This window comes from Thiomicrorhabdus marina, assembly GCF_017571465.1.
Lineage (GTDB): Bacteria > Pseudomonadota > Gammaproteobacteria > Thiomicrospirales > Thiomicrospiraceae > Thiomicrorhabdus > Thiomicrorhabdus marina.
Map to the genome: position 1 here is coordinate 110,200 of NZ_JAGETV010000007.1, position 25,061 is coordinate 135,260.

The following is a 25,061-nucleotide window of genomic DNA, read 5'->3' on the forward strand; positions in this document are numbered from 1 at the left end:
CGAGGGGAATCTTGTGACAACAGAGCATCCGTTAGCTAAGTGGAATACGCCGGAAATTGAAGATCGAAACCAGAGGATTCTACAACGTCCACCAAGTTTGAAGATTTCCGGCATGCATAAGAGTTTTGGGCATGACGGCAAGATGGTCAAAGTTTTAAACGATATTGATTTTACCGCCTACAAACGTGAATTTGTCTGCGTGGTTGGACCATCTGGCTGCGGTAAATCGACCTTGGCACGTTTGATTGCCGGATTAGAAACCTATGAAGAAGGCGTGATTAGTATCAATGATGAAGTGGTTTCAGGTCCTGGTCCGGATCGCGGAATGGTTTTTCAAAGTTACTCGCTATTCCCGTGGCTGACGGTTAAGAAGAATGTCATGTTTGGTTTGGTGGAAAACGGTATGTCGGAAATCTCTGCTGAAGCAGAAGCCTTGCAGTGGATTGATTTGGTTGGGCTAGAGCGTTTTGCCAACTCTTATCCGCATCAGTTGTCGGGTGGCATGAAACAGCGTGTGGCGATTATCCGTGCTTTGGCTAATAAGCCAAAGGTATTGTTGATGGATGAACCCTTCTCGGCGCTGGATCCAAAGAACCGTTTGAAGATGCAAAAGTATCTGTTGGAGATTTGGAAAAACATCGATATCACCATCTTCTTTATCACGCACGATTTAGAAGAGGCGATTTACCTAGCAGACCGTATTTTGGTGTTGAAGGCGCATCCGGGCGAGGTGGTGGAAACCCTGAATGTGCCCTTGCCAAGACCTCGTAAAGAAGATACTTTTCTATCGGAAGAGTTCCTTGCCACCAAAGCGTATTTAGAAAGCTTGGTGCATTCGGAAGAAGAGGAAGTCGATATGGAAGAGAAACTGAGCATGGTTCGCATGGTTTCCGTTAAATCAGATGTACCGGATATTTTTTAGATATGAGTAGTGAATTAATTAGAACCAGCGTCTCCCTACCGGGAAGTGTCGCGGAAGAGTTGGAATTTTTAGTCAAGGCCAATGGTTACAACAACCGTTCGGCTTTGATTGCCGATTTAATTCGTAAAGAGGCGGCGGCTTTCCGTCAGGATCATACCAATGAGATCATGGCCGGAACTTTCACCATGGTGTACGACCATTCGGTGCCGGATTTGCAGCAGAAGTTAAACGCACTGAAACATAAATATGTGGCGGAGATTATTTCCAGTCTTCAGATTCAACTGATGGATCAACACACTCTGGAAGTCAATTTAATGCAAGGCAAGGCGCAGGATTTAAAGAAAATCAGTGCCGAGTTAAAAGCGAATCGTGGGGTAAAGAACGGCAATCTGTATTTGACCCATTCAGCACTTCCGCCAATCTACACCAAGCAAAATTAAGACAGGAGAGATCACATGACACAAGCCGCAGCAAGCGAAACTTATCAAGGGCATATTTGGACAGAGTCCTTTCCTGGTGGGGCGCACTGGTCCGGCGTGATTCGCCGCGGTACGGTTTTGCGTATTACTGACATTAACGGTGCTGCGAATGTTTCGATGCTTATCAATAACCTTGAAGTGAAGAACGAACGTTACAACATGCCGGATACTCTGAAAGCGCAGAAAACTGCATTTTTGACTGTGCCGAATATGTGTTTTAGCGATATGGGACGAGTGATGTGTTCGGTGATTGCCGACACTTGCGGTTGGCACGATACCATCGGCGGTATTTCCAATGCGGCTTCGGTGAAGAAAAAGTACGGCGAAAAAGATTATCAGCAAGCGCATAACGACTACTACAAAAACGGTTTTGAAAACCTGTTAAACGAGCTCGAAAAATGGGGGCTAGGCACTAACGACATCATGCCGACCGTTAACTGGTTCAGCAAGGTTCGTGTCAGCGATGAAGGCACAATGGAATTTATTGAAGGCAATTCGAAAGCTGGTGATTATGTCGATTTGCGTTTTGAAATGGACTCGATTGTCAGCCTGAGTTTTGCTCAGCATCCGATGGACCCGAACCCGGAATATGCGCCGCAACCAATCGAGTTGTCAGTATTCAAAGCCAATCCGGTGGCACAAGACGACCCATGTCGTTTGCACCGTGGCGAAAATGAACGCGCTTACTACAACACCAAAGTTTACTACGGAGAAAACCCAAATGACTAAGCCTGAATTTGATGAAAACCGCATTGTGTATCGTGAAGTGGTCAAGGCAGGCGATCCTTGGATGCATGAGGTAAAAGCCGGTCAATATTTTCGCATTGTTGATTTGGAAGGCAACCAAGCCGTGGATACCTTGTTCTATAAAGCCGATGACCAAGCTGAGCGCTATTCGGCGACCGATACCATTCGCGAGCAGGGCAATATTTATCTGACCACTGGCAGTGTTTTGCGCTCTAATCTGGGGAATCCGATGCTGACGATTGTTGACGATACCTGCGGTCGTCACGACACCATTGGTGGTGCTTGTTCGGCGGAAAGTAACACCGTGCGTTATTCGATTGATAAACGTCATATGCATTCTTGCCGCGACTCCTTTTTAAAGGCGTTGAGCAAATGTGAATGCAATCACGGCAAAGCCATGACCAAAGATGAGCTTTCCTCCAATATCAACTTCTTTATGAATGTACCGGTATCGCCGGACGGTCATTTGGATTTTGACGACGGTATCTCTGCTCCGGGACGTTATGTCGAAATGCAGGCGGATATGGATGTATTAGTGCTGATTTCCAACTGCCCTCAGTTGAATAACCCTTGTAATGGTTATAACCCGACGCCGGTCGAATTAATCGTTTGGGAATAAAAACGATTACGACGTACTCATGTCGTTGCGACTAACTCAAACAATAAAAAGACTGTTTTAGCTCGGAATTAAAGGAAAGTAAATGTTTAATAAAGTGCTCATTGCAAACCGTGGGGCGATTGCCACTCGTGTCATCCGCACCCTCAAAAAAATGGGAATGGGTTCGGTTGTTCTGGCATCGGAAGCGGACCGCGCTTCACTGCATGTTCAAATGGCGGATGAAGTGATCTTCCTGCCGGGCAATGCGGCCAGCGAAACCTATTTAAATGTGCCTTTAATTATTTCTGAAGCGGTCAAACTCGGTGTCGAAGCGGTTCATCCGGGCTATGGTTTTTTAAGTGAAAACACCGGTTTTGCCGATGACTGCGAAGCGGCTGGAATTCGTTTTATCGGTCCGACGCCTGAACATATTCGCGATTTCGGTTTGAAACACACCGCGCGTGAACTCGCGACCAAAGCCGGTGTTCCGTTGCTACCGGGTTCGTCTTTATTGGAAAGCCCAGAAGAAGCGCTTACTGAAGCGGCTCGAATCGGTTATCCGGTAATGCTGAAGAGCACCGCTGGTGGTGGCGGTATCGGTATGCAGAAATGCGATAGCGAAACGGAATTAAGTGAAGCCTTTGCACAAGTTCAGCGTTTAAGCCAAAACTCTTTCGGTCAGGCTGGGTTGTTCTTGGAGAAATTCGTCGTCAATGCACGCCATATTGAAATTCAAGTGTTTGGTGACGGCCGTGGTGAAGTGGTATCACTTGGTGAGCGTGATTGTTCTTTGCAGCGCCGTAACCAGAAAGTGGTTGAAGAAACTCCGGCTGTCGGCATTAATCCGCAACAGGTTGCCGAGATGGAGGTCTATGCGGTTGAATTGTGTAAATTGGTTAACTACCAATCGGCCGGTACGGTCGAATATGTCTATGATAGTGATACCAATGATTTCTATTTCTTGGAAGTGAATACTCGCTTGCAAGTAGAGCACGGTATTACCGAAGAAGTGCGCGGTGTCGATTTGGTCGAATGGATGATTCGCGTCGCCTATGACAATACCTTACCGCTTAGTGCCGCACAGATTCCTGCCGCAGACGGCCATTCGATTGAAGTGCGTATCTACGCCGAAGACCCGTTTAAGAATTTCCAGCCGAGCACCGGCAAGATTACTCAGTGGTCAATTGCTGATGGCTGTCGAATCGAAACGTGGTGTAAAAGCGGCATCGAGGTCAGTTCTTTCTATGACCCGATGTTGGGCAAGCTGATTGTTAAAGGCAAAGACCGTGAAGAAGCGGTACAAAAGCTACAACAAGTTTTGCATGAATCGCGAATCCACGGCTTTGAAACTAACCTTGCTTACCTTGCTGCTTTGAGTAAGAACAATAATTTTGTTCAGGGCGCAGGTCTGTTTACCCGTTTCTTGAACGGCTTTAGCCATACGCCGAATACCATTGAAGTCACCAACCCGGGAACGCACTCAATGCTGGTGAGTTATCCGGGGCGTGTCGGTTTTTGGGATATTGGTGTGCCGCCGTCCGGGCCAATGGATGCTTTGTCGCACCAGTTGGCGAACCGCTGTCTGAATAATGATAAGGAAGTCGCGACCATCGAGATGACAGTCTCCGGTATCAGTCTGAAATTCGATACCGATACGGTTATCTGTTTGACCGGTGCCGATGTGCAGCCGAAGCTAGATAAAAAAGCGATTCCGATGTATCAGCCGGTCAAGGTTAAAGCCGGTCAGCAATTGAAAACCAAAGTCATAAAAGCGTTGGGGCAACGCGCTTATCTAGCGGTACTTGGCGGTTTTGATGTGCCGGATTATATGGGCAGTAAAACCACTTTCTCGCTAGGCGGTTTTGGCGGCCATGGCGGTCGTTTGTTGCGCACCGGTGATGTGTTACGACTGCATAATCTGGAGATCCCAGAAGAGTTGCCAAGCCTGAGCGAGCAACAGATTCCGGAACTAACCAATCACTATGAAATCGCGGTGGTTTATGGTCCGCAAGGTGCGCCGGATTTCTTTACCGAAAGTGATATTGAAAAATTCTTTAATGCCGACTGGGAAGTGCATTACAACTCCAGCCGTACCGGTATTCGTCTGGTCGGTCCGAAACCGGATTGGGCCCGTTCCGACGGGGGCGAAGCCGGTCTGCATCCTTCCAATATTCACGATAATGCCTATGCTATTGGCGCGGTCGATTTTACCGGTGATATGCCGGTCATTCTGGCGCAAGACGGGCCAAGCCTAGGGGGCTTTGTCTGTCCGGTCACCATTATCGAAGCTGAGCAGTGGAAGATGGGGCAACTGCGTTCCGGCGATAAAATTCGCTTTAAGGCGGTATCGATTGAAACCGCCGAAGCGGCTTTGCAAGCGCAGGGTGCGGCGATTGCCGAATTGAATGCGCCGGTTTGTCCTGAACTGACTTTCTTAAATGAAGCAACCGAACAAGATTGCTTAGCGTTGGAAGTTGACGACTCCGAACATGAATTCGGCGTTAAATATCGTCGTTCCGGTGACAGCCGAGTGCTGATTGAATACGGCAAGATGGAATTGGATTTGGCATTACGTTTCCGAATTCAGGTGTTATTGGAGCGTTTAAAAGCCAATAAAGCAGACGGTTCTTGGGCGTTTATCAAAGAGTTGACGCCGGGAATTCGTTCCATGCAGGTGCATTACGACCCACGTCAAATTTCGCAAAACCAAATCATCGAAAAACTGTATGCACTGGAAGCGGAAATCTCCTCCGGTAAGGATTTAACCGTTAAGAGTCGTATTGTTCGTTTGCCATTGTCTTGGGATGACCCGAGCACGCGTTTGGCGATTGAAAAATACATGACCACAGTGCGCCCGAATGCGCCGTGGTGTCCGAGTAATATCGAGTTTATCCGCCGCATTAACGGCTTGGATAGTATCGAAGATGTTAAACGCATTGTTTTTGATGCTAAATATCTGGTGATGGGACTTGGCGATGTTTATCTTGGCGCGCCGGTGGCAACGCCGATGGATCCAAGACATCGTTTGGTAACCACTAAATACAATCCAGCGCGAACGTGGACACCGGAAAATGCAGTCGGCATCGGCGGTGCATATATGTGTGTTTACGGGATGGAAGGGCCGGGTGGTTATCAGTTCGTCGGTCGTACTATTCAGATGTGGAACGCCTATCACCGTACTAACCGTTTCACCGAAGAGAAGCCTTGGTTATTGGATTTCTTCGACCAGATTCAGTTCTATCCAGTTAGTGAAGAAGAGCTGAAGCAGGCTCGCGTCGATTTCCCGCTAGGGCGTTTTGATATTGAAATCGAAGAGACCGAATTATCGCTAAATGCCTATCAAGCGTTTATTGAAGAGAACCAGAGTAGTATTAGCGAATTTAAAACCAAACAGCAAAATGCCTTTGATGCCGAACGCCAATACTGGGAAGAATCCGGTTTGGCGAATTTTGAAACCGAAACCGCACAGGATGAAGTACAAAGTGAAGGCATGATTGAAATTCCGGAAGGTTATGAAGCGGTCACTTCGCCGATTACCGGCAGTATCTGGAAAATCGAAGCCAAACCGGGCGACAAAATCGAAGAAGATCAGACGATTGCCATTCTGGAAGCGATGAAAATCGAGGTGCCGATTGGTGCGGAAATGGGTGGAACCATCACCGAAATTCTGGTCAATGAAGGTGATCTGATTCAGACCGGTCAGACCTTAATGATTATGCAAGTGGAGGAAGAAGCATGAGCAATAACTTAACGGATTTGCGCATCGCTTTGCTGAAACAATCCTATGCGGCCGGTGAGACTACGCCGCAACAAGTGGTGACTGAAATTCTAAGCAAAGCGGCCGAATATGCCGACTATAACCTGTTTATTACCTTGTTTGATAACTCGCAGGTTGCGCCTTATTTACAAGGTTTGCAGAGTACCGAAATTAATAGTCTGCCGCTGTGGGGGATTCCATTTGTCATTAAAGACAATATTGATTTAGCCGGTATTCCGACAACTGCCGGTTGTGCGGAATATGCATATACTCCAGAAGAATCGGCGAGCGTAGTGCAAGAACTGATTGATGCGGGGGCGATTCCAATTGGTAAATCCAATCTGGATCAGTTCGCGACCGGCTTGGTCGGCACGCGTTCGCCGTATGGGGTTTGTCATAATGCGTTTGATTTCGAGAAGATTTCCGGCGGCTCCAGTTCGGGGTCGGCAGTTGCTTTGGCGTTGAACTTGTGTAGTTTTTCTTTGGGAACCGATACCGCTGGTTCCGGTCGAGTTCCGGCGGCGTTTAACAACCTGATTGGCCTTAAACCGTCTAAAGGTTTATTAAGTACCAAAGGTGTGGTTCCGGCGGTGCGCTCACAAGATGTGGTCAGTATTTTTGCCCTGAATTCACAAGATGCCTACAGTGTTTTTGAAGTGGCGGCGAGCTTTGATACGAAAGATGAGTTTAGTCGAAAGGAAGTCGATTTAACGCCACCGCCTTGGCCGACTAAGCCGGTTATCGGCATTCCTGATAAAGCCAGTCTTATCTTCTCTGATGATGCTATGGCTGAGACTAATTTCCACGACACTTGTAGCCAGTTGCAGTCGTTGGGTTTTGAATTAAAAGAAGTGCCTTTCAGTGCTTGGTTGGAAACCGCCAAACTACTGTATGGCGGCGCTTGGGTAGCGGAACGTTATGCAGCGATTGAAGATTTCATAGAACAACATGAAGCGATTATGGACCCGACCGTTGCCGGTATTATCGCTTCGGCTCGTAATCTTTCCGCTGCGGATGCCTACAAAGGCAGTTACGCTCTGCAGAAAGCGATTCGCGAAACCGAAATGCTTTGGCAAGCAGCGGGTGTTGATTGCATGATGACACCAACCACGCCGACGATTTATTCGCTTACTGAAGTGGCCGAAAATCCGGTTGGGCTGAATTCGATTTTGGGGACTTATACCAATTTTATGAATTTGCTGGATTATGCGGCAGTCGCCATGCCGACCGGTTTCCGTGCTGATGAGCTACCGACTGGCGTAACCTTCTTTTCGCCTGCCGGTAGCGATCGCCAGTTATTGAAACTATGCGATGAATTACATCCGCAGTTTGTTGAATTTTCTGGTTCAAAACAGACGCCGGTGCCACAGAGCAATCCGGAAATGTTTGCCAATCCAGCGGTGATTCCTTTGGCAGTGGTTGGTGCGCATCTCAGTGGTTTTCCATTGAATAGTCAGCTTTTAGAGCGTGGTGCCAAGTTATTGGAAACCACTAAAACGGCTGAAAAATACCAATTCTATGAGTTAGCCAGTCGCCCGATTCTGAAACCCGGTTTAGTTAAGCAGCAACAGGGTGGCAGTTCAATTGAGTTGGAAATTTGGGCGATGCCGAAAGAACATCTCGGTAGCTTTCAAGCACTGATTCCATCACCGCTAGGGTTAGGTAAAGTTGAACTCATCGACGGTCGAGAAGTGGTTGGGTTTATCTGCGAACCTTATGGCATCGACGGTGCGAAAAATATTACTGCAACCGGCGGCTGGCGCAATTGGATGAATCAACGCGAAGCAGATTAATCACATAAAAATAAGCCGTAAATAAAAACGCCCTTAAGATTCAATTTTAAGGGCGTTTTTTATGTCTTAAACTAATCCCTGTAAATGCAAGATTGAACTGCATTTACAGGAAAGAGATTAGAACAAGTGGCTATAGCGTTTAATTTCCCAAGCAGAAATCGTTTCGTGATACTCACGCCATTCTCGACGCTTGTAAGTGATGAATTCATCGCTCAGTTCTTTACCAAGCACTTCTTCAACAAACGGATCGGCCTCAAAAGCTTCAACCGCTTCCAATAGGTTTTGCGGTAGGAAGTCGATACCGCGAGCAGAACGTTCTTCATCACTCAATTCGTACAAGTTGTCTTCTTGTGGGTGACCTGGATCGAGTTTTTCACGAATCCCTTGCAGACCTGCTGCCAGTACCAAAGTAGCCGCTAGATAAGGGTTAACCGCACCGTCGGCATTACGCGATTCAAAACGGCCGCCGCCCATCGGAACACGAACCGAGTTGGTTCGGTTGTTAGAGCCAAACGAGTTAAATACCGGTGCCCATGAGAAGGTTTTCATGTCGCCTTGACGAACCAGACGTTTGTAGCTGTTTACCGTTGGCGAGAAGACCGCGCACAGCGCCGGGCCGTGTTTAATCACGCCGGCGATAAATTGATAACCGAGTTCGGTTAGTCCTAAGCCGCGAGGATCGTCTTCCGGTTTGCATTTAAAGACGTTCTCGCCGGTCTCTTTATCGAATAGCGACATATTAAAGTGCGCGCCATTCCCGGTTTTGTCGGCGTAAGGTTTCGGCATAAAGGTTGCCAAGAGACCCTCTTCTTGTGCATAGTGTTTTGCCATATAGCGGAAGAAGATAAAGCGGTCGCACATGGTTAGGGCATCGCTGTACTGGAAGTCGAATTCATACTGACCATTCGCGTCTTCATGGTCGAAAGAGTACAAATCCCAACCAAGGTCGTTAATGGTGGTCGCCATTTTATCCAACCAAGTGAAACGGTTCATAAAACTACGCACGTCATAACAAGGCTTGACCAGACGGTCGTCCGGATCAGGCACCGATAAGCTGCCGTCCTCTTCTTCTTTCAGCACGAACAGTTCGCATTCGATACCTAAGTTGAAACCAAAGCCCATCTCTTCGGCTTCGGCCAGTACTTTTTTTAGTGCGACACGAGTATTGATTTCGTATGGTTCGCCATGCAGTGTGTTGTCGGCGGCCATCCACATCATTTCCGGTTGCCACGGCAGTTGGATGGCGCTGTTTAAATCTGGAACCGAAGCGATTTCATCTTCATTCGGTTTTTGTCCAAGACCGTCCAGCGCGTAACCGGTGTAAAGTTCCGAACCTTCAACCATATGTTCCAAGTGATTAATCGGCACCACTTTACCTTTCGGGATACCGTGAATATCGACATAAGCGCCAAGGCAGTATTTCACGCCTTTCGCTTTCCATTCTTCTTTGAGTTGTTTGACATCTACTTCGTGGTTCATTTGCATTCTCCTATTTAAAGATGCGATTCAGTAATCAATTACCGCTGACGTTATTCGTCATCGGTTAATGTTTGGTGATAAGAATGCGGTAGCGGCGGTTGCTCTTTCAGCCCTGCGCGAATAGTTTCGGCTAAGTCTTCCCGCATCCATTCAAATAGCTCTTCGCCTTTATTAACGGTTGCGAGGCTTGGTTTACCGGTGACGCCATTGGCGCTGGTTCGATTGACCGGATGCGAGAAAACGCAATTTTCGGTGCGATCAGGGTCGTCGCTGTCGGTAAGTTTGTCTTGGCGCACGATTTGTGGCGCCAACGCCATCATTAGCGAGGTTTCCGCTTCATTGGCATGCCAGTCTTCGGCATCCTCAAAATGGCGCTGTTTGACTCGCTCGCTGACGGTGGCTGAATTAATCAGAGCGACCATTAAGTCGTCGTGTTCGGCTCGCAGCATTTCCAGTGCGCAGCGCAAAGGAGCAAAGTTGGAAACGTGACTATTAAGGATAAACAGACGCTTAAAACCGCTGTAAGCGACCCAGTCGCCAACTTCTTTGACGACATCGATTAGGGTTTTCGGTTGCAGGGCTATCGTTCCCGGCCAACGTTTGGAGTGGCCGATTGAGCAGCCGTAAGGTAAGGTTGGCAGTATAGCGATGTCGGTTAAATCACCGACGGCTTTAGCAAGTTGGTCGGCAATTTCCGAATCCATGCCGCAGCCTAAATGCGGGCCATGCTGTTCGGTCGCGCCGACCGGTAATAAAGCGGCGCAGTTGTCAGCTTGTGCGTATTTGGCGATTTCAGGCCAAGTCATGTTATGCCATTGCATGCTTCTTTCCTTTTTTTATTATCTTTTTTAGAAAAGGTAATACCTTTTGGGTAAAAAAATTCCGAATGTCTTACCTTTTCGGTTGTTAATCTTTGAGCTTTTGATCTGCTAAATAAGACTTGGGAATCGCTGCTACGTTTTGTGAGACAGGCTTTTTATTGCTTTGTTGTTTGTTGCGGGCCGAGAGGGTTTCCAATAACGCGGCGATAAAGATTAGTAAGCCACCGAACATTTCGATTGGCTTCATGGTTTCACCAAGAATCAGACTGGCGGAGACAACGGCCGTGACCAGTTCCAAAATAAGGATGATCGAGGATTTGCCGGATTCCATTTGTGTTACTGCCCATTGAGTTCCGTAATTTGCCAGTAGCATCCAAATCATGGCAAAACCGATTAATGTCAGCCAAGCATGGCTAGAGACCTCCGGTACGATTGAGAGATCCATTTGCAGAAGTGCTAATAAGGCCAAAAGGGTTGTACCCAAAAACATGAAATTCAGTTTGAGTACCGTCGGTAATTCAGGGGTGGCGCGAAAAATGACATTATTCATTGCAAACAGGAATCCGGCGCTGATTGCCAGTAAATCAATCCAGCTCGGTGCTGAGTTAAACGCATTAAAGCCGCCGACCACAAGAAAAGCACCGATGATCGATAAGCCCATACCGATACTGCGAATCGGGGTGATTTTTTCACCCAAAAACAGCCTGCCTCCGATAAGTCCCCATAACGGCAAGAGATAGAACAGCACCATAGCGCGGATGACATCGCCGAAAATCATAGAGGTATTAAAGGCTAATAGGGCGCCGCCACCGAACAACAGTATTCCAAGTAAAGCCAACCAGTTTTGTTTGATTTGCGTTGGATAACGCCACAGAAAAGCGGAGATGGCGATAAACATCAAGGCATAGACCCAAAACGAAATCGCTATGCCGTTAAAGCCGTAGTCGTGCAGAATTTTTAAGGGCAGCCAAGTCATTCCCCAGATAACAGCGGTGGTTAATAAAATAATGACAGCGAAAGAGGGCATGGTTAAGTTATTTCCGTTTTATAGAGTGTTAGCGATTTTCAATCGAGTTATATTCAGAAAATTCTTGTTTAAGGCGTTGGTTTACCCACTGATTGACTTCCCAAATATCGACCACCGGCATTTGCGTATAAGGTTGTAGATGGCAATAACCGTCTGGACCAAATTCCGGTGTCATCGTGGTTTGCGAGGATTTATTGAAGGCTCTGTACTGTATGATTTTTTGCCAGAAACGAAGATGTGACTGCAATGCGGTTCGATATTCCGGGGCACGCGGATCGGGAACTTGTGGCCCTTGATCATAACCGACGCGAGCGTGTAGGTGATGAATCTGCGGAATTAGGCGTTCCAAGGTTTCGTTTTCCGAATCCATTAAGCGTTCGCATACCACACACCAGTGACTGATATCGGCGGTGAGTTTTAAATCTGGCAGAGCTTGTGCAATACGCAAGGTTGACCAAGGGTTATAAGTTGGGCGACTGCGATGGGTTTCAAAACTAAGCGTTAAACCGTATTGCTCTTGAAGCGCCATCGCTTTGCTGAAAAACTCGATAGATTCGGTTTCTGACCATGCATCGCAACCGACTATGCAGTTTGCAAAAAGAGGGTTGAGCGGTAGAGCTTGCGTGATTTGTTGTTCGATATCGTCCAAATGTTGTTGTGGTGTCCAAGAACGGTCAGGAACATAGTCTCCGCCAGAAACAATTTCAGCAATGTAATCGCACTGTTCGGCTTGTATTGCCGAAATCCAAACCGGAAGTTTTTCGCGATTTGGGGCGCGTGCTTCAATACCGTCGAATCCCGCTGCTGTCGCACTTCGACAGGCTTGAGCAATCGGCAAGCTATTGCCCCATAGGGTTTTAAAGGTTTTCAGTTTCATGGCGCGGCTTTCACTTATGCGTGGTTATTCAAAGTGCTTCGGAAAGCGATTATGTTGCAGATAAAACTGCCAGTCGTGGTTCGGCCAAAGATTGGCTTTTTCTTTTTCGCTGAGCGTTTTCAGTTTGCGGATACTGTCTATAGCCAGTGCTTCGTTATCCTGCCAGCACAAGCCGGGGGCGATTTCTTGCTCAATATTTTCTTGGAGATCGGCGGCATCACCAGCCAGAATAATCGGTGGGCCTTTCGGCATCTCAATCATCATCGACATGTGACCGGCAGTATGTCCCGGGGTTTCGATGGCATGCACTCCCGGCACCAATTCGTATTCGCCGGTTTGGATTTTCCAATTTAGCGGCAGGTCAAAATCGCTGGCGAAATAAGCATCGTCAGCGGGTTCTTTAGCGGCCTGCATCTCTCGTTGATGAACATGAACTTCTGCACCACAGAATTCGCAGAGCCCTCCGGCGTGATCAAAATGCAGGTGGCTGCAAAATACCATGTCAATGTCTTGCGGTTTTAGGCCGAGGATTTCCAGCTTGTTTGGTAGTCGTTGTTCTTCGGTCATTTCCGGTGGCCCGAAAGGAAAGCCTTCGTGCTCGTAGTATTGGGCTTTTAGTTCCGGTTGATTGATTTTTTGGTAATCACAGCCAACATCAAACAAGATTCTGCCGTTTTTGGTTTCAATCAGATAAGCCATGATCGGCGCTTTAATAATTTCACCATGCCCGTGATTGCGGGTAGAAAGTGTCTTTTCGTAGGTGTGTTCACCTGTGAGAATCGACCAGAATTTGCTTACCTGAGTCATCGCTGGCTTCCTTAGTGGGCGGTTAAAAATGAAACACCGTCGACACCAATAAAGCTTTCGCCTTCATCGTGTTTTACGGGCAGGTTAATTGGATCGCCGTTGAGAATTCGCGGCACACGGTACTTGTGGAAGCTTTTCATTAGATGACGGAAGGTCAGTACTTGTGTCTGATCTGCGCCGTATAATTCTTTATGTATCTTTGGTAGTCGATACCAAGGTTGTAGTTGTTGGCGATGATGCACATTGTGGTAAGAAAAGTTCAAGGCAATTAGATTCAGCCAAGGATGTTTAACCGAAAAGAGGTTGGAATAGGTATTGTGTTCCTCAAAATGCTTATCGCGAAGTTTGGCTTCCGGTCCGCGTTTCTGGTCGAGAGTCTCAAACACTTCATAGGTGTGTTGATGAACATCCATAAAGCGCATAAAGGTTAAAAACAGCAGATAAGCGATGGCATATAGCCAGAGAAAATCCAAAGAAATCGAAGCCAGATAGCTGAATAGCGCCAGCCGGATAACCAGTACCGATAAGACTCGGGCACGGCGCTTATGGCGGTTTGGTTTGATAAACGGCAAGATAATCACCAAGGCATGCATAAGAATTTCCAGAGCCGGAATATATGCCCATTCCAGAATTTGTAATGTTTTCAGTGCAACTGGATGACGCTGTAATATCGGACGAAAATCAAAGCTGACAATGTCTGCTCGATCAGAGTGATGACGGGCATGTTTGTGAGAAATATCGTCGAAATTTGAATAGCTACAGCCGGTTATCCAAAGCATGAGTTCGCTAAACCAGCGATTGTGTTTGCGTTCTCTAAATATACTGAGATGCGCCGCTTCGTGGATAAGGTACGCACCGATGACCATGGAATGGGCAAACCATAAGACCCCGAACAGATTCAAATACCAAACATCGGTTAACATGCTTAAGCCGCCAAGAAGGTAGCCAGCTAAAACGTAGCTGCTTGCCAGTAAGGTTGGCAGCAACGCATCATCATGTCGAAAGGTTTTTGCTGAACTAGGCATTGTGGTTTACTCACTTAATATTTTTAAATAACGGTTAAAGAAAGCGGCCAAAGAGGCCGCTTTCTTGTTTATTTCCGTTATCGAACGGTTACATACCTTCGGTAATGCTGCCGTCAAAATAGCTATTTACATCTTGTGGTGTGTCATAAACTTTATTGTTGACATTAAAGTCATCAGAAACCTTTGACGAACCGAAGATTGAGTCAAGCCCAGTGCCTTTTTTGTAAGCCGCCTTTGCTTCTTCAAGAGTTAATAGTTTGGTGCCTTCTAGGAAGGGAGCATATTCTTCAGGCGTTAGACCAACGCGAGAAGACATGATTTTTAGAGCGTCGTCGCGAGTTTTCGGGTCTTGGATATAGCCCACTGCTTGATACCAAACTTTCACCACTTTTTCCCAGTCTGCATGACGAGCCGCTAGGCTTGCAGGGTTAACAGAAAGGCCATCGTAGATAATCCCTTTCTTGTCGGCAGAGGTGAATACCGCGGTTGACCCCGGTACCATTTTTAGAGCTTGTCCCGAACTTGGTTGCCACGCAACAATTGCGTCAACTTCGCCAGAAGCCAATACTTGTGGGGTTTCGTTAGTAGGAACGTTAACTAAAGTGACGTCCGACTCTTGCATACCGTTTTCTTCAAGCGCGGTTAACAGCAGTAGATGACCCACGAAACCGACTTCAACACCGATTTTTTTGCCTTTTAAGTCCTTGATTGAAGAAATACCCGGTTGTGCAACCACCATATCGTTACCGTTTGAATAGTCGTTGATTGCAATCATTACGCTCGGTGCGCCGGTTGATCCGGTTACCAGTGCATCGCCATTGGTCATGCCAACGGCATCCAATTGACCGGCCGCAAAAGCATCCATTGAAGCCACGTAGTCAAACCATTCGAATTGCACATCGACGCCTTCTTTAGCGAACCAATCTTTTTCGACGGCGACTTCCCAGGCTACCCAGCCAGGCCAGTCGCTGTAACCGATTTTTAATGGTTCTGCCGCGTTTGCTGTCCAGCCCATCGCTGAAAGTGCCAGACCGGCAAGGATATTTTTAGATTTAGAAAGAAAAGTCGACTTCATGCTAGAACTCCAATAATTATTACGAAAACTATATTTGGTAATAAAGTGGAAGCAGTAGTCGTACCAGAAATGTAAAATTCCCTTTTCATGAGGGATGGAGTGCTTTTTAGCTAGCTGAAGTTGTCTTGTAAAGACCTTTTTTGGTGAAGGGTTGTTAGCTATTGGTGCAAAAGTGACTGAGTACAAGATGTCGCAGTTACAGGTAATAAATGTTGCTGTAGAAGGCTTTATTGTAAATTTAATTTAACAAATATCGCATTTTGCAGTTAAAGCTATGTTTTAATATCAGTATGTATTAATACGTATTTTTGGAGAGATATGTTACCTGGTTTATCGTTGCGGCTTGTTTCCGTGTCATTGCGTCACTCTGTTGCATTGGCGAGTTTGACTTTGTTTGAGTCAAAAGAAGAGTGTGAGCGACAGTGGCAAGAAGTCTGTATTACCTTAAATGTTGAGGACGCTGTTTTTCAGTGGGGAGAACAGGGGTATTATTTTGTTGTGGATTGTACTTGCCCGACCTTGGAGGTTGTGAAAACCGAAAAGGTGATCTCAAAGGACATGGCTGTTCATATCAGTAATACGTCTTTGCACCGCTTGATGGGAATGGCGATGCAGTCTTTGAATGCCTGTAATCCTGCAGCGTTTGTCGATATTCTTGAAGGTGGTGTCAAGCAGGGCTGAGAGTTGACCTCTGTATTTTCTTTGTAGCAGTTTGCTGTTCCAGATAATTTTTTGCTCGTCTTTTTCCGTCTTTAATGACGGTTCTTATCTTTTTATTTCTATTTGTATTTGTTTAATGGATTTTCCTTTTTGTATAAAGGCTTTTCCCTTGCCCTTTTTCGACAAATATTTGCAAAGTTATCTTTATTGTGACAATCAGTGACAATGTTTGATAATTTGGTGCAATTTGTGCGCTAAATTGGTATTAATTCATTTTATTTATTAGGGTTTATTTGATTAAGTTATTGATATGTAAGGTTAAAATAATTTTTGGTCAACAAGATGGTATAAGCATTTCGTAATTAATTTTAGGAGTGCCTCATGTCAAACGCGTCACCAATCTGGATTTCAGACTTAACCCATTACTACAATCGTCAACAAAGTATGCCGACGTTGGATGATATTAACCTTTCTATTCCGCAAGGCCAGTTGACAGCATTAATTGGGCGCAGTGGTTGCGGTAAGTCAACGTTGCTACAGATGGTTGCCGGATTATTGATTCCGACTGAAGGTGCGATTCGTATTCGTGCACATACGGTGACCAAGCCGAGCGCGAAATGGAACATGATGTTCCAGAAGCCTTCTCTTTATCCGTGGATGACGGTTCGCGAAAATGCCGCTTTAGGGTTGGTGTTCGCAGGAACTTATAACCAGAAGAAAGATCGTGTTGAAGAGTTATTGGACATGGTTGGACTCAGCGAGCACAAAGATAAGAACGTGCAAGCTTTATCCGGTGGTCAGCAGCAGCGTGTTGCCTTAGCACGTTCATTGGCGACCGAGCCGGAAGTATTACTTTTAGACGAGCCTTTCTCGGCATTGGATGCTTTCACTCGTACTGCGCTGCAAACTGAAGTTGCGCAGATTTGTCATGATCAAAATATCACCATGGTTTTGGTAACGCACGATATCGAAGAAGCCGTAGCTATGGCAGACCAAGTGGTCATTATGAGCCACAACCCAGGCCAGATTGTCGGCGAAAAATCGATTCCTCTTGCTTACCCTCGTGACCGCAATAGTGCGGAATTCGCCGAGCTTAAAGATGAGCTTTTCGCCGAGTTCGAAACCATTGATAAGGCCAAGCAAGATAAGCCGTTTGAGCGTTTGGAGGTGGTGCGCCCAAAGTCCACAGCTCCGTCAGTTGAAAAAATGCTTCAACAGGCGTCTTAATCCCCATTTTTTAGTTTTTATAACCAGTAGTTAAATCGTTTTTTGCTTTCAGGAGAATTTTTATGTGTCAGTATTGCAGCCCAGAAAACCCGATGTCTCACGAAGATTATGTGTTCAACCCAAAGAAAGGACGTCGTGAATTCATTCTCGATTCAATGGCCGCCGGTGGTGGTTTAGCCGCTGCGATGAGCGGTTTAAGTTTTTCAAATCAAGCGATGGCTGCGGATGAGCCATTTGACGAAGTGGTTCGCATTGGTTACCTACCGATTACTGATGCCAGTGCGCTTTTGGTTGCGCATGCTAAAGGTTTCTTTGAAGACGAAGGTCTTAAAGTCGAGAAGCCAACATTGATTCGCGGTTGGTCGCCTTTGATTGAAGGTTTTGCGGCACATAAATTCAACTTGGTTCACTTCCTGAAGCCGATTCCTGTTTGGATGCGTTATAACAATAACTTCCCAGTCAAAATTACCGGTTGGGCGCACACGAACGGTTCTGGTCTTGTGGTTGGTAAGCATACTGGCGTTGAAAAGTTTGAGGAATTGGGCGGGAAGCAAATCGCTGTACCGTACTGGTACTCAATGCACAATATCGTATTACAGATGGCCTTGAAAAATGCAGGTCTAGAACCGGTGATTCAGGATCAAACCGACCCGCTAAAACCAAACCAAGTTAACTTACAAATTATGCCTCCGCCAGATATGCCGCCGGCACTTGCAGCGAAGAAAATCGATGCGTATATCGTTGCAGAACCATTTAATGCGTTCGGTGAAATGAAAGCCGGTGCCAAGATGTTGCGCTTTACTGGCGATATTTGGAAAAACCACCCTTGCTGCGTAGTCTGTATGCATGACGAGCACACGGAAAAACGTAAAGTTTGGTCGCAAAAAGTCATGAATGCCGTGGTTCGCGGTGCGGTTTATGCGCAAGAGAATAAAGAAGAAGTCGCCAAGTTGCTGTCTCGTGACGGTAAGCGTTATCTGCCAATGCCAGCGAAAGCGGTGTTGAAAGCGATGACTGACTATAGCCCTGCAAACTATGCAGATCCTGATGCAATCAAACATGAAGATTGGGATGTAGGTCGTATCGATTTCAACCCATACCCATATCCTTCAGCGACCAAGTTCATTGTTGATCAGCTGAAAGAGACTTTAGTAACCGGTGATACCACTTTCCTAAAAGAGTTGGATACTGACTTTGTTACCGAAGATTTGGTGAACTATGAGTATGTTAAAAATGCGATGGACAAGTACCAAGTTTGGGATAAGGTCAAAGGTGTTGATCCTGCGAACCCAACCGTCCGTCAGGAGGTATTTGAACTATGAGCACTGCACAAGTAGCGCTGCGAGCTGAGTTTTTCTCTCAGCTTTCAGCAGATTTCAAAAAGATGCCGCTTTGGGTGCAATCAACCATTAATTCGGTTATCGGTATGTCTATTCTGCTACTTATGTGGTGGATAGGCGGTATTCTTATTGCTAGTAACCCTGATACCGAAGCGTTTGCAGATTTTGCACCGGGCCCGGCACTGGCTGCACTTTGGTCGCTAATCGGCACAGAGTTCTTGAATGAAACCATTATTTCCAGTTTGGAGCGTATCTTAGTCGGTCTATTCTGGGGGATTGTTATCGGTGTACCGCTTGGGGTAATGATGGGTTACTTCCTAGCAGTACGTCAGATTGCTAATATGCCATTCCAGTTTTTGCGAATGATTAGTCCGCTAGCATGGATGCCGATTGCGGTACTAGCATTTGAAACTTGGGACGGTGCGATTATCTTCCTGATTGTGATGGCAACGGTTTGGCCGATTGTTTTCGGTACTGCGCACGGTGTGCAACGTATCGACCCGAACTGGTTCCGAGTTGCACGTAATCTAGGTGCAGATGGTTTCCAGATGCTACGTCGCGTAATTATGCCGGCCATCGCACAAGATGTTTTCGCTGGGATTCGACTAGCGGTAGGTGTTGCATGGGTGGTATTGGTTCCGGCGGAATATCTAGGGGTGACTTCAGGTCTTGGTTACGCAATCAATGACGCTCGTGATACCTTGGATTATGCAACCTTGGCAGCGATGGTTGTGGTGATTGGTGTAATCGGTTACCTACTGGATGCGATTGCCGTCTTCCTAATCAAACGTTATTCATGGCATGCAAGCTAATGGATAGAGAGAATTTAATCTTACATGAATGATTAAACCGGAAGGGTCTGCATTGGCAGACCCTTTTTTGTCTGTAAAATAAAGTATTAAACGAGTGTTTTTTGGGTTAGGTAATGACTTGCTCGACATTGTCGAGAGGAATGTTTTTATCTTCCGGTGTGACCAGAAATTCTTTGCCATCCTTGGTGGTTAAGGTTTTTACTTTTCCTTGGTAAATCACCTCACCCTTTTCAATGAGGGTGACATCTTTTTGATGCATGGCAGCGACTTCAAGTTCGCTGTAATACTGACAGGCAAGCGGCATGGTGAAACTCCTTTGCGAAAAAGCCAATCATATAATAAACAGTCGACACTGAATAACCCGTTTAACATTTTGTGGGATATTTAAGTAGGTAGGCTCAAGGCGTGGTGAGTAGATAAAGGTGATTCCTTAGTCAAGCACCACAACACAGATAAAGAACAGCGAGGGCGATATGCCAGATTCATTGGATATAGCAGATCATTCCGAATATATCGTAATCAGACAAGCTGCGGAACAGATTGAAGAGGCGCATCAGCCGGAAGAGGCGATCACCAATATCTTAAGTTTGATTTCGCGACAGATGGGGTTGAACCGTGGTCGTGTCTTGTTGCGCGAGAAGGGTGAGCATGTCCTCAAAGCGGTCTATTCATTTGGTCTGACCGATTTGGAAATCTCGCGCAGTCGCTTTGCCGATAATGAAGGGATTAGCGGCAAGGTAATGAAAATGGGCATGCCGGTGATTATTCCCAATATCGATTTGGAAGATGATTACCTTTGTCGAACCGTCGACCGCGCGACGCTACCGCAAGAAACGGTCGCTTTTATTGCCACGCCGATTTTGCGAAAAGGCCGTACTGTTGGCGTACTGGCAGTTAACCGTCTGAAAAACCGTTCACGATCTTTGGATAGAGATTTAGGGATTCTTAAACTTATTGCTCTGTTTATTGGTGAAATTCTGGCGGTAAATGCCATTATCGAAAAGCAGACGCAGGTGCTTAAAGAAGAGAACGAACAGCTTCGCGCCATGGCGGTCAGTCAAGGTAGTCAGTACGGTATTATCGGTGAAAGTCCTGCGGTAATGGGTGCCCTAAGTAAGGCCGCGCGTGCGGCGAATGTTTCGGTAACGGTGTTGCTGAAGGGGGAATCGGGTACAGGTAAAGAGAAATTCTCGCGCATGTTGCATATGGCGTCGAGTCGTCAGGACGGGCCTTTTATCGCCATTAACTGTGCAGCGATTCCGTTAGAGTTGTTGGAATCGGAGCTATTCGGGCATGAGAAAGGCGCTTTTACCGGCGCGACTTCGACCAAGCCTGGGAAGATTGAAATGGCGCACCGCGGTACCTTGTTCCTCGATGAAATCGGTGATTTGGATTTGGGGTTGCAGGCGAAGCTGCTGCGTGTTTTGGAAGATCGAAGCATTACTCGTATCGGTTCCAATAAAGCGACGCCGGTCGATGTCAGAATTATTGTCGCGTCGCATAAAAATCTGCAAGAGTCGGTTAATCATGGTAACTTTCGATTGGATTTGTTCTATCGTCTGAATGTTTTCCCGATTGAGTTGCCGGCGTTGCGTGATCGCGATGGCGATATTCGTCTGCTGGCACGTCATTTCCTTAACCAAGCCAACCAAGAGTATCACCAAAACGTGATTTTCGATCGTGGTGCGCTGGAGTTTCTGGAGCGCTACGAATGGCCGGGGAATATTCGTCAGTTAGAGAACGTGATTAAACGCGCGGTGCTACTGGCTGAAGATGCGCAGATGATTACCGATGCTTTAATTCAGCGCATTATTCGGGAAGAGAGCGGTATCGTTTTCAATGGTGCACCGCCGCAAGCGCGTGAGCCGGCAGCTCTGCCACCGGTCACCGTGCATGAAGAAGTGCGCGTTGTCGAGCCTCAATATGAAGTGCCTATGCATAATCCACCTATGTCAGTGCGTGAAAATGTTGAGATGAAACGCAGTTACTGGAAAGTTAGTGAATCAGAAAAAGATGTCTTGTTACAAGCTTTAGAGCGCGCGCACGGTAATAAAAGTCACGCCGCACGAATGCTCAATATGACACCAAGACAATACAACTATCGTTTTAAAAAATTAGGACTGAGTTAGCCGGCTTTAAAAGCTGTACAGTTACTGAGAAAAGACCCCGAAATGCTTAAGTGTTTTGGGGTTTTTTATATACATTGATAAACATAGTTAATCAAATGAACTATCGCTTTGTTACAGATTTGTTTAGTTTGTATTTTTGATAAGTTATTGTTTTTTATTGGAAATAAGTTAAGTTGTTGAAATATAAGTAAATGTTAATAGTGGCATTTTTAGGGCTATTGAAACTTGGATTTTAACAAGGAGATAGCAATGAAAAAACATGTCATGACTCGTCATATTTATTCTATTTTGGGCTTGTCGGCTTTAGGTGCTTCTATGGCAATAACGCCAAGCTTTGCCTATGCGTCTAGCTTTACCGAAGCGCTTACCGGCGGTACCGCAAAATTAGATTTTCGTTTACGTTATGAAGGCGTTGAGCAAGAAGGGCGCGATGATGCTTCTGCTTTGACTTTACGTACCCGTTTGGGATATTTGACTGGTGATTACAACGGTTTTAGCGGTTTTGTTGAGATGTCGAACAATACCGCATATGAGCGCAATGATTACCTGGTTCCTGCCGGGCCAGATGCCAATACGCCAAGCACTAAAGCCGTGGTTCTTGACCCAGAGTTGACGACCTTGAATCAAGCATGGATTGCTTATCAGACTGAAGGTTTAAAACTCAAATATGGTCATCAGCGCATCATTATGGATACTCGCTTTTTAGGAAATGTCGGTTGGCGTCAGCAAGAACAGATTTATAGCGGCCTTAGTCTGAATGCGGCTCTGAAAGGATTTAAATTCGATTACGCCTATATCAATAATGTTCTGAATCCGGTCGGTGTTGATATTGATATGACTAGCCATGCCGGTAAGTTAGAAATCGCCAAAATTCCTTTTGGCAAGCTGACCGCCTATGGTTATTTGTTGGATTACGAAGTTGGTACTGACAGCCAGACGGTTGGTTTGCGTTTGGCAGGTAAAACCGGATTGAGCGAAAGTATCAAGCTAAGTTACCACCTAGAATATGCCGATCAGAGCGACTATAAAGACAGTAATAATATTGGTGGAGATTACCACCGTGCGGAGCTGGGTCTGACGTTTAATGGTATTAAAATACTAGCTGGTCAAGAGAGGCTTGGCGGAGACGGCAGTAGCGCATTTCAAACGCCTCTCGGCACGGTTCATTTATATAACGGTTGGGCGGATATGTTTATCGGGCCAGTCGGTGGTACACCGGCTAATGGCTTGATTGATAACTATCTGAAAGTGTCCGGTAAGGCATTGGGTATGAAGCTAGCTGCGGCTTATCATGATTTTGGCTCTGATATCGGTAGTATTGATTACGGTTCTGAGATTGACCTTTTGGCAGCTAAGAAGCTTGGGAAAAACTACACCGTTGGAATTAAATACGCTTCGTATTCTGCGGATAGCTATGCGGTAGATACCGATAAATTATGGGTTTGGGGTGAGTTGAAGTTCTAACGACTACACTTTTAAAAGACTAATTGAGTTTGCCCGGTTAATTCGTTTAACCGGGCTTTTTTGTTATGAAGAAAGGGGGGACAGGAATATTACATGGATACTGAATAAACGGCATTTCGTAAAAAACTATACAAATTCTGTGATTCTATTTGAGGATGTGCACAGCGATTTTTCGATCTATATTCATGAGAGCTATTTGCGCCATCATCCGTTGGCTGAATAGATTGCATAGTATGGGTTTCTTTCTTATGCGGTGTGCTTTTCAATGTCAGTTTGCTTAGTATTGAAACGATTGTGCAGCAATTTGGCGTTTCGCCAAGATACTTAACCGATGCCTTCAGAAACGAAACCGGTAAATCGGCCAAAGTGAATCGCCACTAATCTGTTTGTCCAGGATAAGGCTGAGGATTTGTTACTTGAACCAAATATTACCGTCGCCTAAGTGGCATATCAGCTAGGGTATGAATACCCGCAATATTTCTCGGGGCTGTTTAAAAGTAAGAAAGGCATTAGCTCGAGGCAATTTCAAAAGCAGTCTTTACAATAATTTGCGCAATAAAAAAGGCTCTTTTGAGCCTTTTTAAATGGTGTGAAGCGTAAACTTGCTTTTAAGCCGCGTCGGTAATCTGTTTATAGAGATTATTGGCTTGGTTAACCAATTCGCCACTGAGAGCGAAGCCTTTAAGGTGGTCTTCTTGATCTCTATAGACCAGTTTATGGTTTTCGCCGATATCGGTTTCTGATTCCCAGCCGTCTTGATCGTTGGCGCCAAGCGGCAAGCTGAGCATAATCGAGAGGGTTGAGGTTTTGGTTTTAATCAAAGGCGACACCGCATCGAAGGTTACGTCCATATTGCCTTTCAGGTGTGCAGCGATGGTGTTTGCTTGACGGCGAATCGGCTCTAGAAAAGCTTGAACACCGGCTTCCGACTCGGCACAGTCACCGATTGCATACACATCTGGATTTGACGTTTGGCAGTATTGGTTGATTTTAATGCCGCGATTTACTTCCAGATTTAACTTTTTCGCCAGTCCGACATTTGGTGCAATACCGATTGCCGACAGCACTAAGCCAGTGGTGATTTGTTCACCGGTGTCCAAGTTCAGTTCATAAGCGCTGCTCGCGCCGTTCATTTCGTTCACTGTCTGCCCAAAGCGAATATCAACGCCCTTGCTGATCAGTTTATCGGCAAGGTCTTTGGCAATTGCTTCCGGCAGCATGCCCGGCATTAACTGTTCTTCGCGAACCATTAGGGTGATGGATTTTCCTGCGGCAACCAAATCTTCGGCCATTTCCGTACCAATCAAGCCGCCGCCGATAATGGTGATGTGGTCGACTTCTTCAATGGTTTTGCGGAATTTTCGATAGCTTGGTAAGTCATTCAAGGTCACCATTTCATGCGCAACTGAACCGGCGATTTGCGGTTTCAGTGCTTTAGCACCGGTGGCGATAATCAATTTGTCATAGTAGAAGTTGCCACGGGTAGTTAGCACCTTTTTGTACTTCTCACTGACCGCCATAACGCGAGTTAAGGTTTTTACACCGATATTTAATTCAGTCGATTTTTGCGCCGCGCTGTATTCTTTTAAATCTTCCGCCGAGCGTTCTTGACGCAAAGCCATCGACAAAGAAGGTTTTGGATAGACGATACCATCGTCGGCGGTAATCAGTGTAATTTCAGCATCCGGCAGTTCTTTACGAACGGCTTCGGCAACTTGCCAACCAGCGTAGCCTGAACCGATAATCATCACGTCGGCATGGTTGCTGACTTTGTGCGAAGGTTGAGTGCCGTCGTCAGGAGTTGCATGCGCCATCTCTTCCAGCGGGATGAAATCGGCTTTACTGACCAAGCATAGCGGGCAGTACCAATCGTCTGGAATGTCATCAAAACGCGTTCCCGGAGCTAGCCCTGAATCCGGGTCACCTTCTTCTTCGTCGTAGATTAGTCCGCAGACTTTACAGATATATTTGCGATATTCTTGTTGGCTCATGTTCTTTCTCCTTTCGAAACGGCGTTATTTC

At 46.2% G+C, this 25,061-nt stretch carries 22 protein-coding genes and 1 pseudogene; 13 read left to right on the plus strand and 10 right to left on the minus strand.

Annotation, left to right across the window (positions count from 1 at the left end):
- Positions 1-13 precede the first annotated feature (13 nt).
- The 6 genes from J3998_RS05985 (at position 14) to atzF (ending at position 8,296) form a co-directional block, all read left to right on the plus strand.
- Positions 14-922 (plus strand): ABC transporter ATP-binding protein, encoded by a 909-nt coding sequence (locus J3998_RS05985; protein WP_341829251.1) that lies wholly within the window; start codon positions 14-16, stop codon positions 920-922.
- A gap of 2 nt (positions 923-924) precedes the next feature.
- Positions 925-1,362 (plus strand): nickel-responsive transcriptional regulator NikR, encoded by a 438-nt coding sequence (gene nikR, locus J3998_RS05990; RefSeq protein ID WP_208148569.1) that lies wholly within the window; start codon positions 925-927, stop codon positions 1,360-1,362.
- 15 nt (positions 1,363-1,377) lie between these two features.
- Positions 1,378-2,130: an urea amidolyase associated protein UAAP1 gene (locus tag J3998_RS05995; RefSeq protein ID WP_208148570.1), complete on the plus strand. Its 753-nt coding sequence runs from the start codon at positions 1,378-1,380 to the stop codon at positions 2,128-2,130.
- Positions 2,123-2,767, plus strand: coding sequence for an urea amidolyase associated protein UAAP2 (locus tag J3998_RS06000; protein ID WP_208148571.1), 645 nt, complete (start codon positions 2,123-2,125; stop codon positions 2,765-2,767). The genes J3998_RS05995 and J3998_RS06000 overlap by 8 nt, the downstream gene beginning before the upstream one ends.
- Before the next feature lie 82 nt (positions 2,768-2,849).
- Positions 2,850-6,485 carry an urea carboxylase gene (gene uca / locus J3998_RS06005; protein ID WP_208148572.1) on the plus strand — a complete coding sequence of 1,212 codons (3,636 nt, stop codon included), beginning with the start codon at positions 2,850-2,852 and terminating at the stop codon, positions 6,483-6,485.
- Positions 6,482-8,296, plus strand: coding sequence for an allophanate hydrolase (atzF, locus tag J3998_RS06010; RefSeq protein ID WP_208148573.1), 1,815 nt, complete (start codon positions 6,482-6,484; stop codon positions 8,294-8,296). Before uca ends, atzF begins: the two co-directional genes overlap by 4 nt.
- A gap of 117 nt (positions 8,297-8,413) precedes the next feature.
- On the opposite strand, the gene glnT is transcribed toward atzF, so the two are convergent.
- The 7 genes from glnT to J3998_RS06045 all read right to left on the minus strand — a co-directional run bounded on the left by glnT (position 8,414) and on the right by J3998_RS06045 (position 15,407).
- Positions 8,414-9,775: a type III glutamate--ammonia ligase gene (gene glnT / locus J3998_RS06015; protein ID WP_208148574.1), complete on the minus strand. Its 1,362-nt coding sequence runs from the start codon at positions 9,773-9,775 to the stop codon at positions 8,414-8,416.
- A 50-nt stretch (positions 9,776-9,825) separates the two neighbouring features.
- Positions 9,826-10,596 (minus strand): creatininase family protein, encoded by a 771-nt coding sequence (locus tag J3998_RS06020; protein WP_208148575.1) that lies wholly within the window; start codon positions 10,594-10,596, stop codon positions 9,826-9,828.
- Positions 10,597-10,681: 85 nt separating this feature from the next.
- Positions 10,682-11,623: a DMT family transporter gene (locus J3998_RS06025; RefSeq protein ID WP_208148576.1), complete on the minus strand. Its 942-nt coding sequence runs from the start codon at positions 11,621-11,623 to the stop codon at positions 10,682-10,684.
- Positions 11,624-11,651: 28 nt separating this feature from the next.
- Entirely contained in the window at positions 11,652-12,500 is an 849-nt protein-coding gene (locus J3998_RS06030) for a sugar phosphate isomerase/epimerase family protein (RefSeq protein ID WP_208148577.1), read from the minus strand.
- Between the two features lie 24 nt (positions 12,501-12,524).
- Positions 12,525-13,307, minus strand: a complete 783-nt coding sequence (locus J3998_RS06035) for an N-acyl homoserine lactonase family protein (protein WP_208148578.1) — start codon at positions 13,305-13,307, stop codon at positions 12,525-12,527.
- An 11-nt stretch (positions 13,308-13,318) separates the two neighbouring features.
- Positions 13,319-14,332 (minus strand): fatty acid desaturase, encoded by a 1,014-nt coding sequence (locus tag J3998_RS06040; RefSeq protein WP_208148579.1) that lies wholly within the window; start codon positions 14,330-14,332, stop codon positions 13,319-13,321.
- Positions 14,333-14,420: 88 nt separating this feature from the next.
- Positions 14,421-15,407: an ABC transporter substrate-binding protein gene (locus J3998_RS06045; RefSeq protein WP_243750615.1), complete on the minus strand. Its 987-nt coding sequence runs from the start codon at positions 15,405-15,407 to the stop codon at positions 14,421-14,423.
- Between the two features lie 318 nt (positions 15,408-15,725).
- On the opposite strand from J3998_RS06045, the gene J3998_RS06050 reads away from it, so the two are divergent.
- The 4 genes from J3998_RS06050 to J3998_RS06065 all read left to right on the plus strand — a co-directional run bounded on the left by J3998_RS06050 (position 15,726) and on the right by J3998_RS06065 (position 19,446).
- The gene (locus tag J3998_RS06050; RefSeq protein WP_208148580.1) at positions 15,726-16,088 is read left to right on the plus strand and encodes a hypothetical protein; all 363 of its coding nucleotides are present in this window, start codon (positions 15,726-15,728) and stop codon (positions 16,086-16,088) included.
- Positions 16,089-16,448: 360 nt separating this feature from the next.
- Complete coding sequence (locus tag J3998_RS06055; protein WP_208148581.1) at positions 16,449-17,294, plus strand: ABC transporter ATP-binding protein; 846 nt, start codon at positions 16,449-16,451, stop codon at positions 17,292-17,294.
- A 62-nt stretch (positions 17,295-17,356) separates the two neighbouring features.
- A complete protein-coding gene (locus J3998_RS06060) occupies positions 17,357-18,616 on the plus strand; it encodes an ABC transporter substrate-binding protein (RefSeq protein WP_208148582.1) in 1,260 nt (419 codons plus the stop codon).
- Entirely contained in the window at positions 18,613-19,446 is an 834-nt protein-coding gene (locus J3998_RS06065; RefSeq protein WP_208148583.1) for an ABC transporter permease, read from the plus strand. Before J3998_RS06060 ends, J3998_RS06065 begins: the two co-directional genes overlap by 4 nt.
- Positions 19,447-19,552: 106 nt before the next feature.
- Here J3998_RS06065 and J3998_RS06070 read toward each other — a convergent pair whose 3' ends face one another.
- Positions 19,553-19,750, minus strand: a complete 198-nt coding sequence (locus tag J3998_RS06070; protein WP_208148584.1) for a hypothetical protein — start codon at positions 19,748-19,750, stop codon at positions 19,553-19,555.
- A gap of 169 nt (positions 19,751-19,919) precedes the next feature.
- On the opposite strand from J3998_RS06070, the gene J3998_RS06075 reads away from it, so the two are divergent.
- From J3998_RS06075 to J3998_RS13545, 3 genes are all read left to right on the plus strand, one after another.
- Positions 19,920-21,575 carry a sigma-54-dependent Fis family transcriptional regulator gene (locus J3998_RS06075; RefSeq protein ID WP_208148585.1) on the plus strand — a complete coding sequence of 552 codons (1,656 nt, stop codon included), beginning with the start codon at positions 19,920-19,922 and terminating at the stop codon, positions 21,573-21,575.
- Positions 21,576-21,824: 249 nt separating this feature from the next.
- A complete protein-coding gene (locus J3998_RS06080) occupies positions 21,825-23,039 on the plus strand; it encodes an alginate export family protein (protein ID WP_208148586.1) in 1,215 nt (404 codons plus the stop codon).
- Between the two features lie 255 nt (positions 23,040-23,294).
- Entirely contained in the window at positions 23,295-23,420 is a 126-nt protein-coding gene (locus tag J3998_RS13545; protein ID WP_425086092.1) for an AraC family transcriptional regulator, read from the plus strand.
- Between the two features lie 227 nt (positions 23,421-23,647).
- Here J3998_RS13545 and J3998_RS06090 read toward each other — a convergent pair whose 3' ends face one another.
- Together J3998_RS06090 and rd are read right to left on the minus strand one after the other, a co-directional pair.
- Entirely contained in the window at positions 23,648-24,853 is a 1,206-nt protein-coding gene (locus J3998_RS06090; RefSeq protein WP_341829253.1) for an NAD(P)/FAD-dependent oxidoreductase, read from the minus strand.
- Positions 24,854-25,030 (minus strand): annotated as a pseudogene (rd, locus tag J3998_RS13225) (rubredoxin); the annotation flags it as partial. It abuts the gene before it with no gap.
- Between the last annotated feature and the right edge of the window lie 31 nt (positions 25,031-25,061).

Excerpts from the sequence above, each read along its gene's own strand:
- nikR (WP_208148569.1), top strand. The coding sequence starts at position 925 with ATGAGTAGTGAATTAATTAGAACCAGCGTCTCCCTACCGGGAAGTGTC.
- J3998_RS05995 (WP_208148570.1), top strand. The coding sequence starts at position 1,378 with ATGACACAAGCCGCAGCAAGCGAAACTTATCAAGGGCATATTTGGACA.
- J3998_RS06000 (WP_208148571.1), top strand. The coding sequence starts at position 2,123 with ATGACTAAGCCTGAATTTGATGAAAACCGCATTGTGTATCGTGAAGTG.
- uca (WP_208148572.1), top strand. The coding sequence starts at position 2,850 with ATGTTTAATAAAGTGCTCATTGCAAACCGTGGGGCGATTGCCACTCGT.
- atzF (WP_208148573.1), top strand. The coding sequence starts at position 6,482 with ATGAGCAATAACTTAACGGATTTGCGCATCGCTTTGCTGAAACAATCC.
- glnT (WP_208148574.1), bottom strand. The coding sequence starts at position 9,775 with ATGAACCACGAAGTAGATGTCAAACAACTCAAAGAAGAATGGAAAGCG.
- J3998_RS06020 (WP_208148575.1), bottom strand. The coding sequence starts at position 10,596 with ATGCAATGGCATAACATGACTTGGCCTGAAATCGCCAAATACGCACAA.
- J3998_RS06025 (WP_208148576.1), bottom strand. The coding sequence starts at position 11,623 with ATGCCCTCTTTCGCTGTCATTATTTTATTAACCACCGCTGTTATCTGG.
- J3998_RS06030 (WP_208148577.1), bottom strand. The coding sequence starts at position 12,500 with ATGAAACTGAAAACCTTTAAAACCCTATGGGGCAATAGCTTGCCGATT.
- J3998_RS06035 (WP_208148578.1), bottom strand. The coding sequence starts at position 13,307 with ATGACTCAGGTAAGCAAATTCTGGTCGATTCTCACAGGTGAACACACC.
- J3998_RS06040 (WP_208148579.1), bottom strand. The coding sequence starts at position 14,332 with ATGCCTAGTTCAGCAAAAACCTTTCGACATGATGATGCGTTGCTGCCA.
- J3998_RS06045 (WP_243750615.1), bottom strand. The coding sequence starts at position 15,407 with ATGAAGTCGACTTTTCTTTCTAAATCTAAAAATATCCTTGCCGGTCTG.
- J3998_RS06050 (WP_208148580.1), top strand. The coding sequence starts at position 15,726 with ATGTTACCTGGTTTATCGTTGCGGCTTGTTTCCGTGTCATTGCGTCAC.
- J3998_RS06055 (WP_208148581.1), top strand. The coding sequence starts at position 16,449 with ATGTCAAACGCGTCACCAATCTGGATTTCAGACTTAACCCATTACTAC.
- J3998_RS06060 (WP_208148582.1), top strand. The coding sequence starts at position 17,357 with ATGTGTCAGTATTGCAGCCCAGAAAACCCGATGTCTCACGAAGATTAT.
- J3998_RS06065 (WP_208148583.1), top strand. The coding sequence starts at position 18,613 with ATGAGCACTGCACAAGTAGCGCTGCGAGCTGAGTTTTTCTCTCAGCTT.
- J3998_RS06070 (WP_208148584.1), bottom strand. The coding sequence starts at position 19,750 with ATGCCGCTTGCCTGTCAGTATTACAGCGAACTTGAAGTCGCTGCCATG.
- J3998_RS06075 (WP_208148585.1), top strand. The coding sequence starts at position 19,920 with ATGCCAGATTCATTGGATATAGCAGATCATTCCGAATATATCGTAATC.
- J3998_RS06080 (WP_208148586.1), top strand. The coding sequence starts at position 21,825 with ATGAAAAAACATGTCATGACTCGTCATATTTATTCTATTTTGGGCTTG.
- J3998_RS06090 (WP_341829253.1), bottom strand. The coding sequence starts at position 24,853 with ATGGCGCATGCAACTCCTGACGACGGCACTCAACCTTCGCACAAAGTC.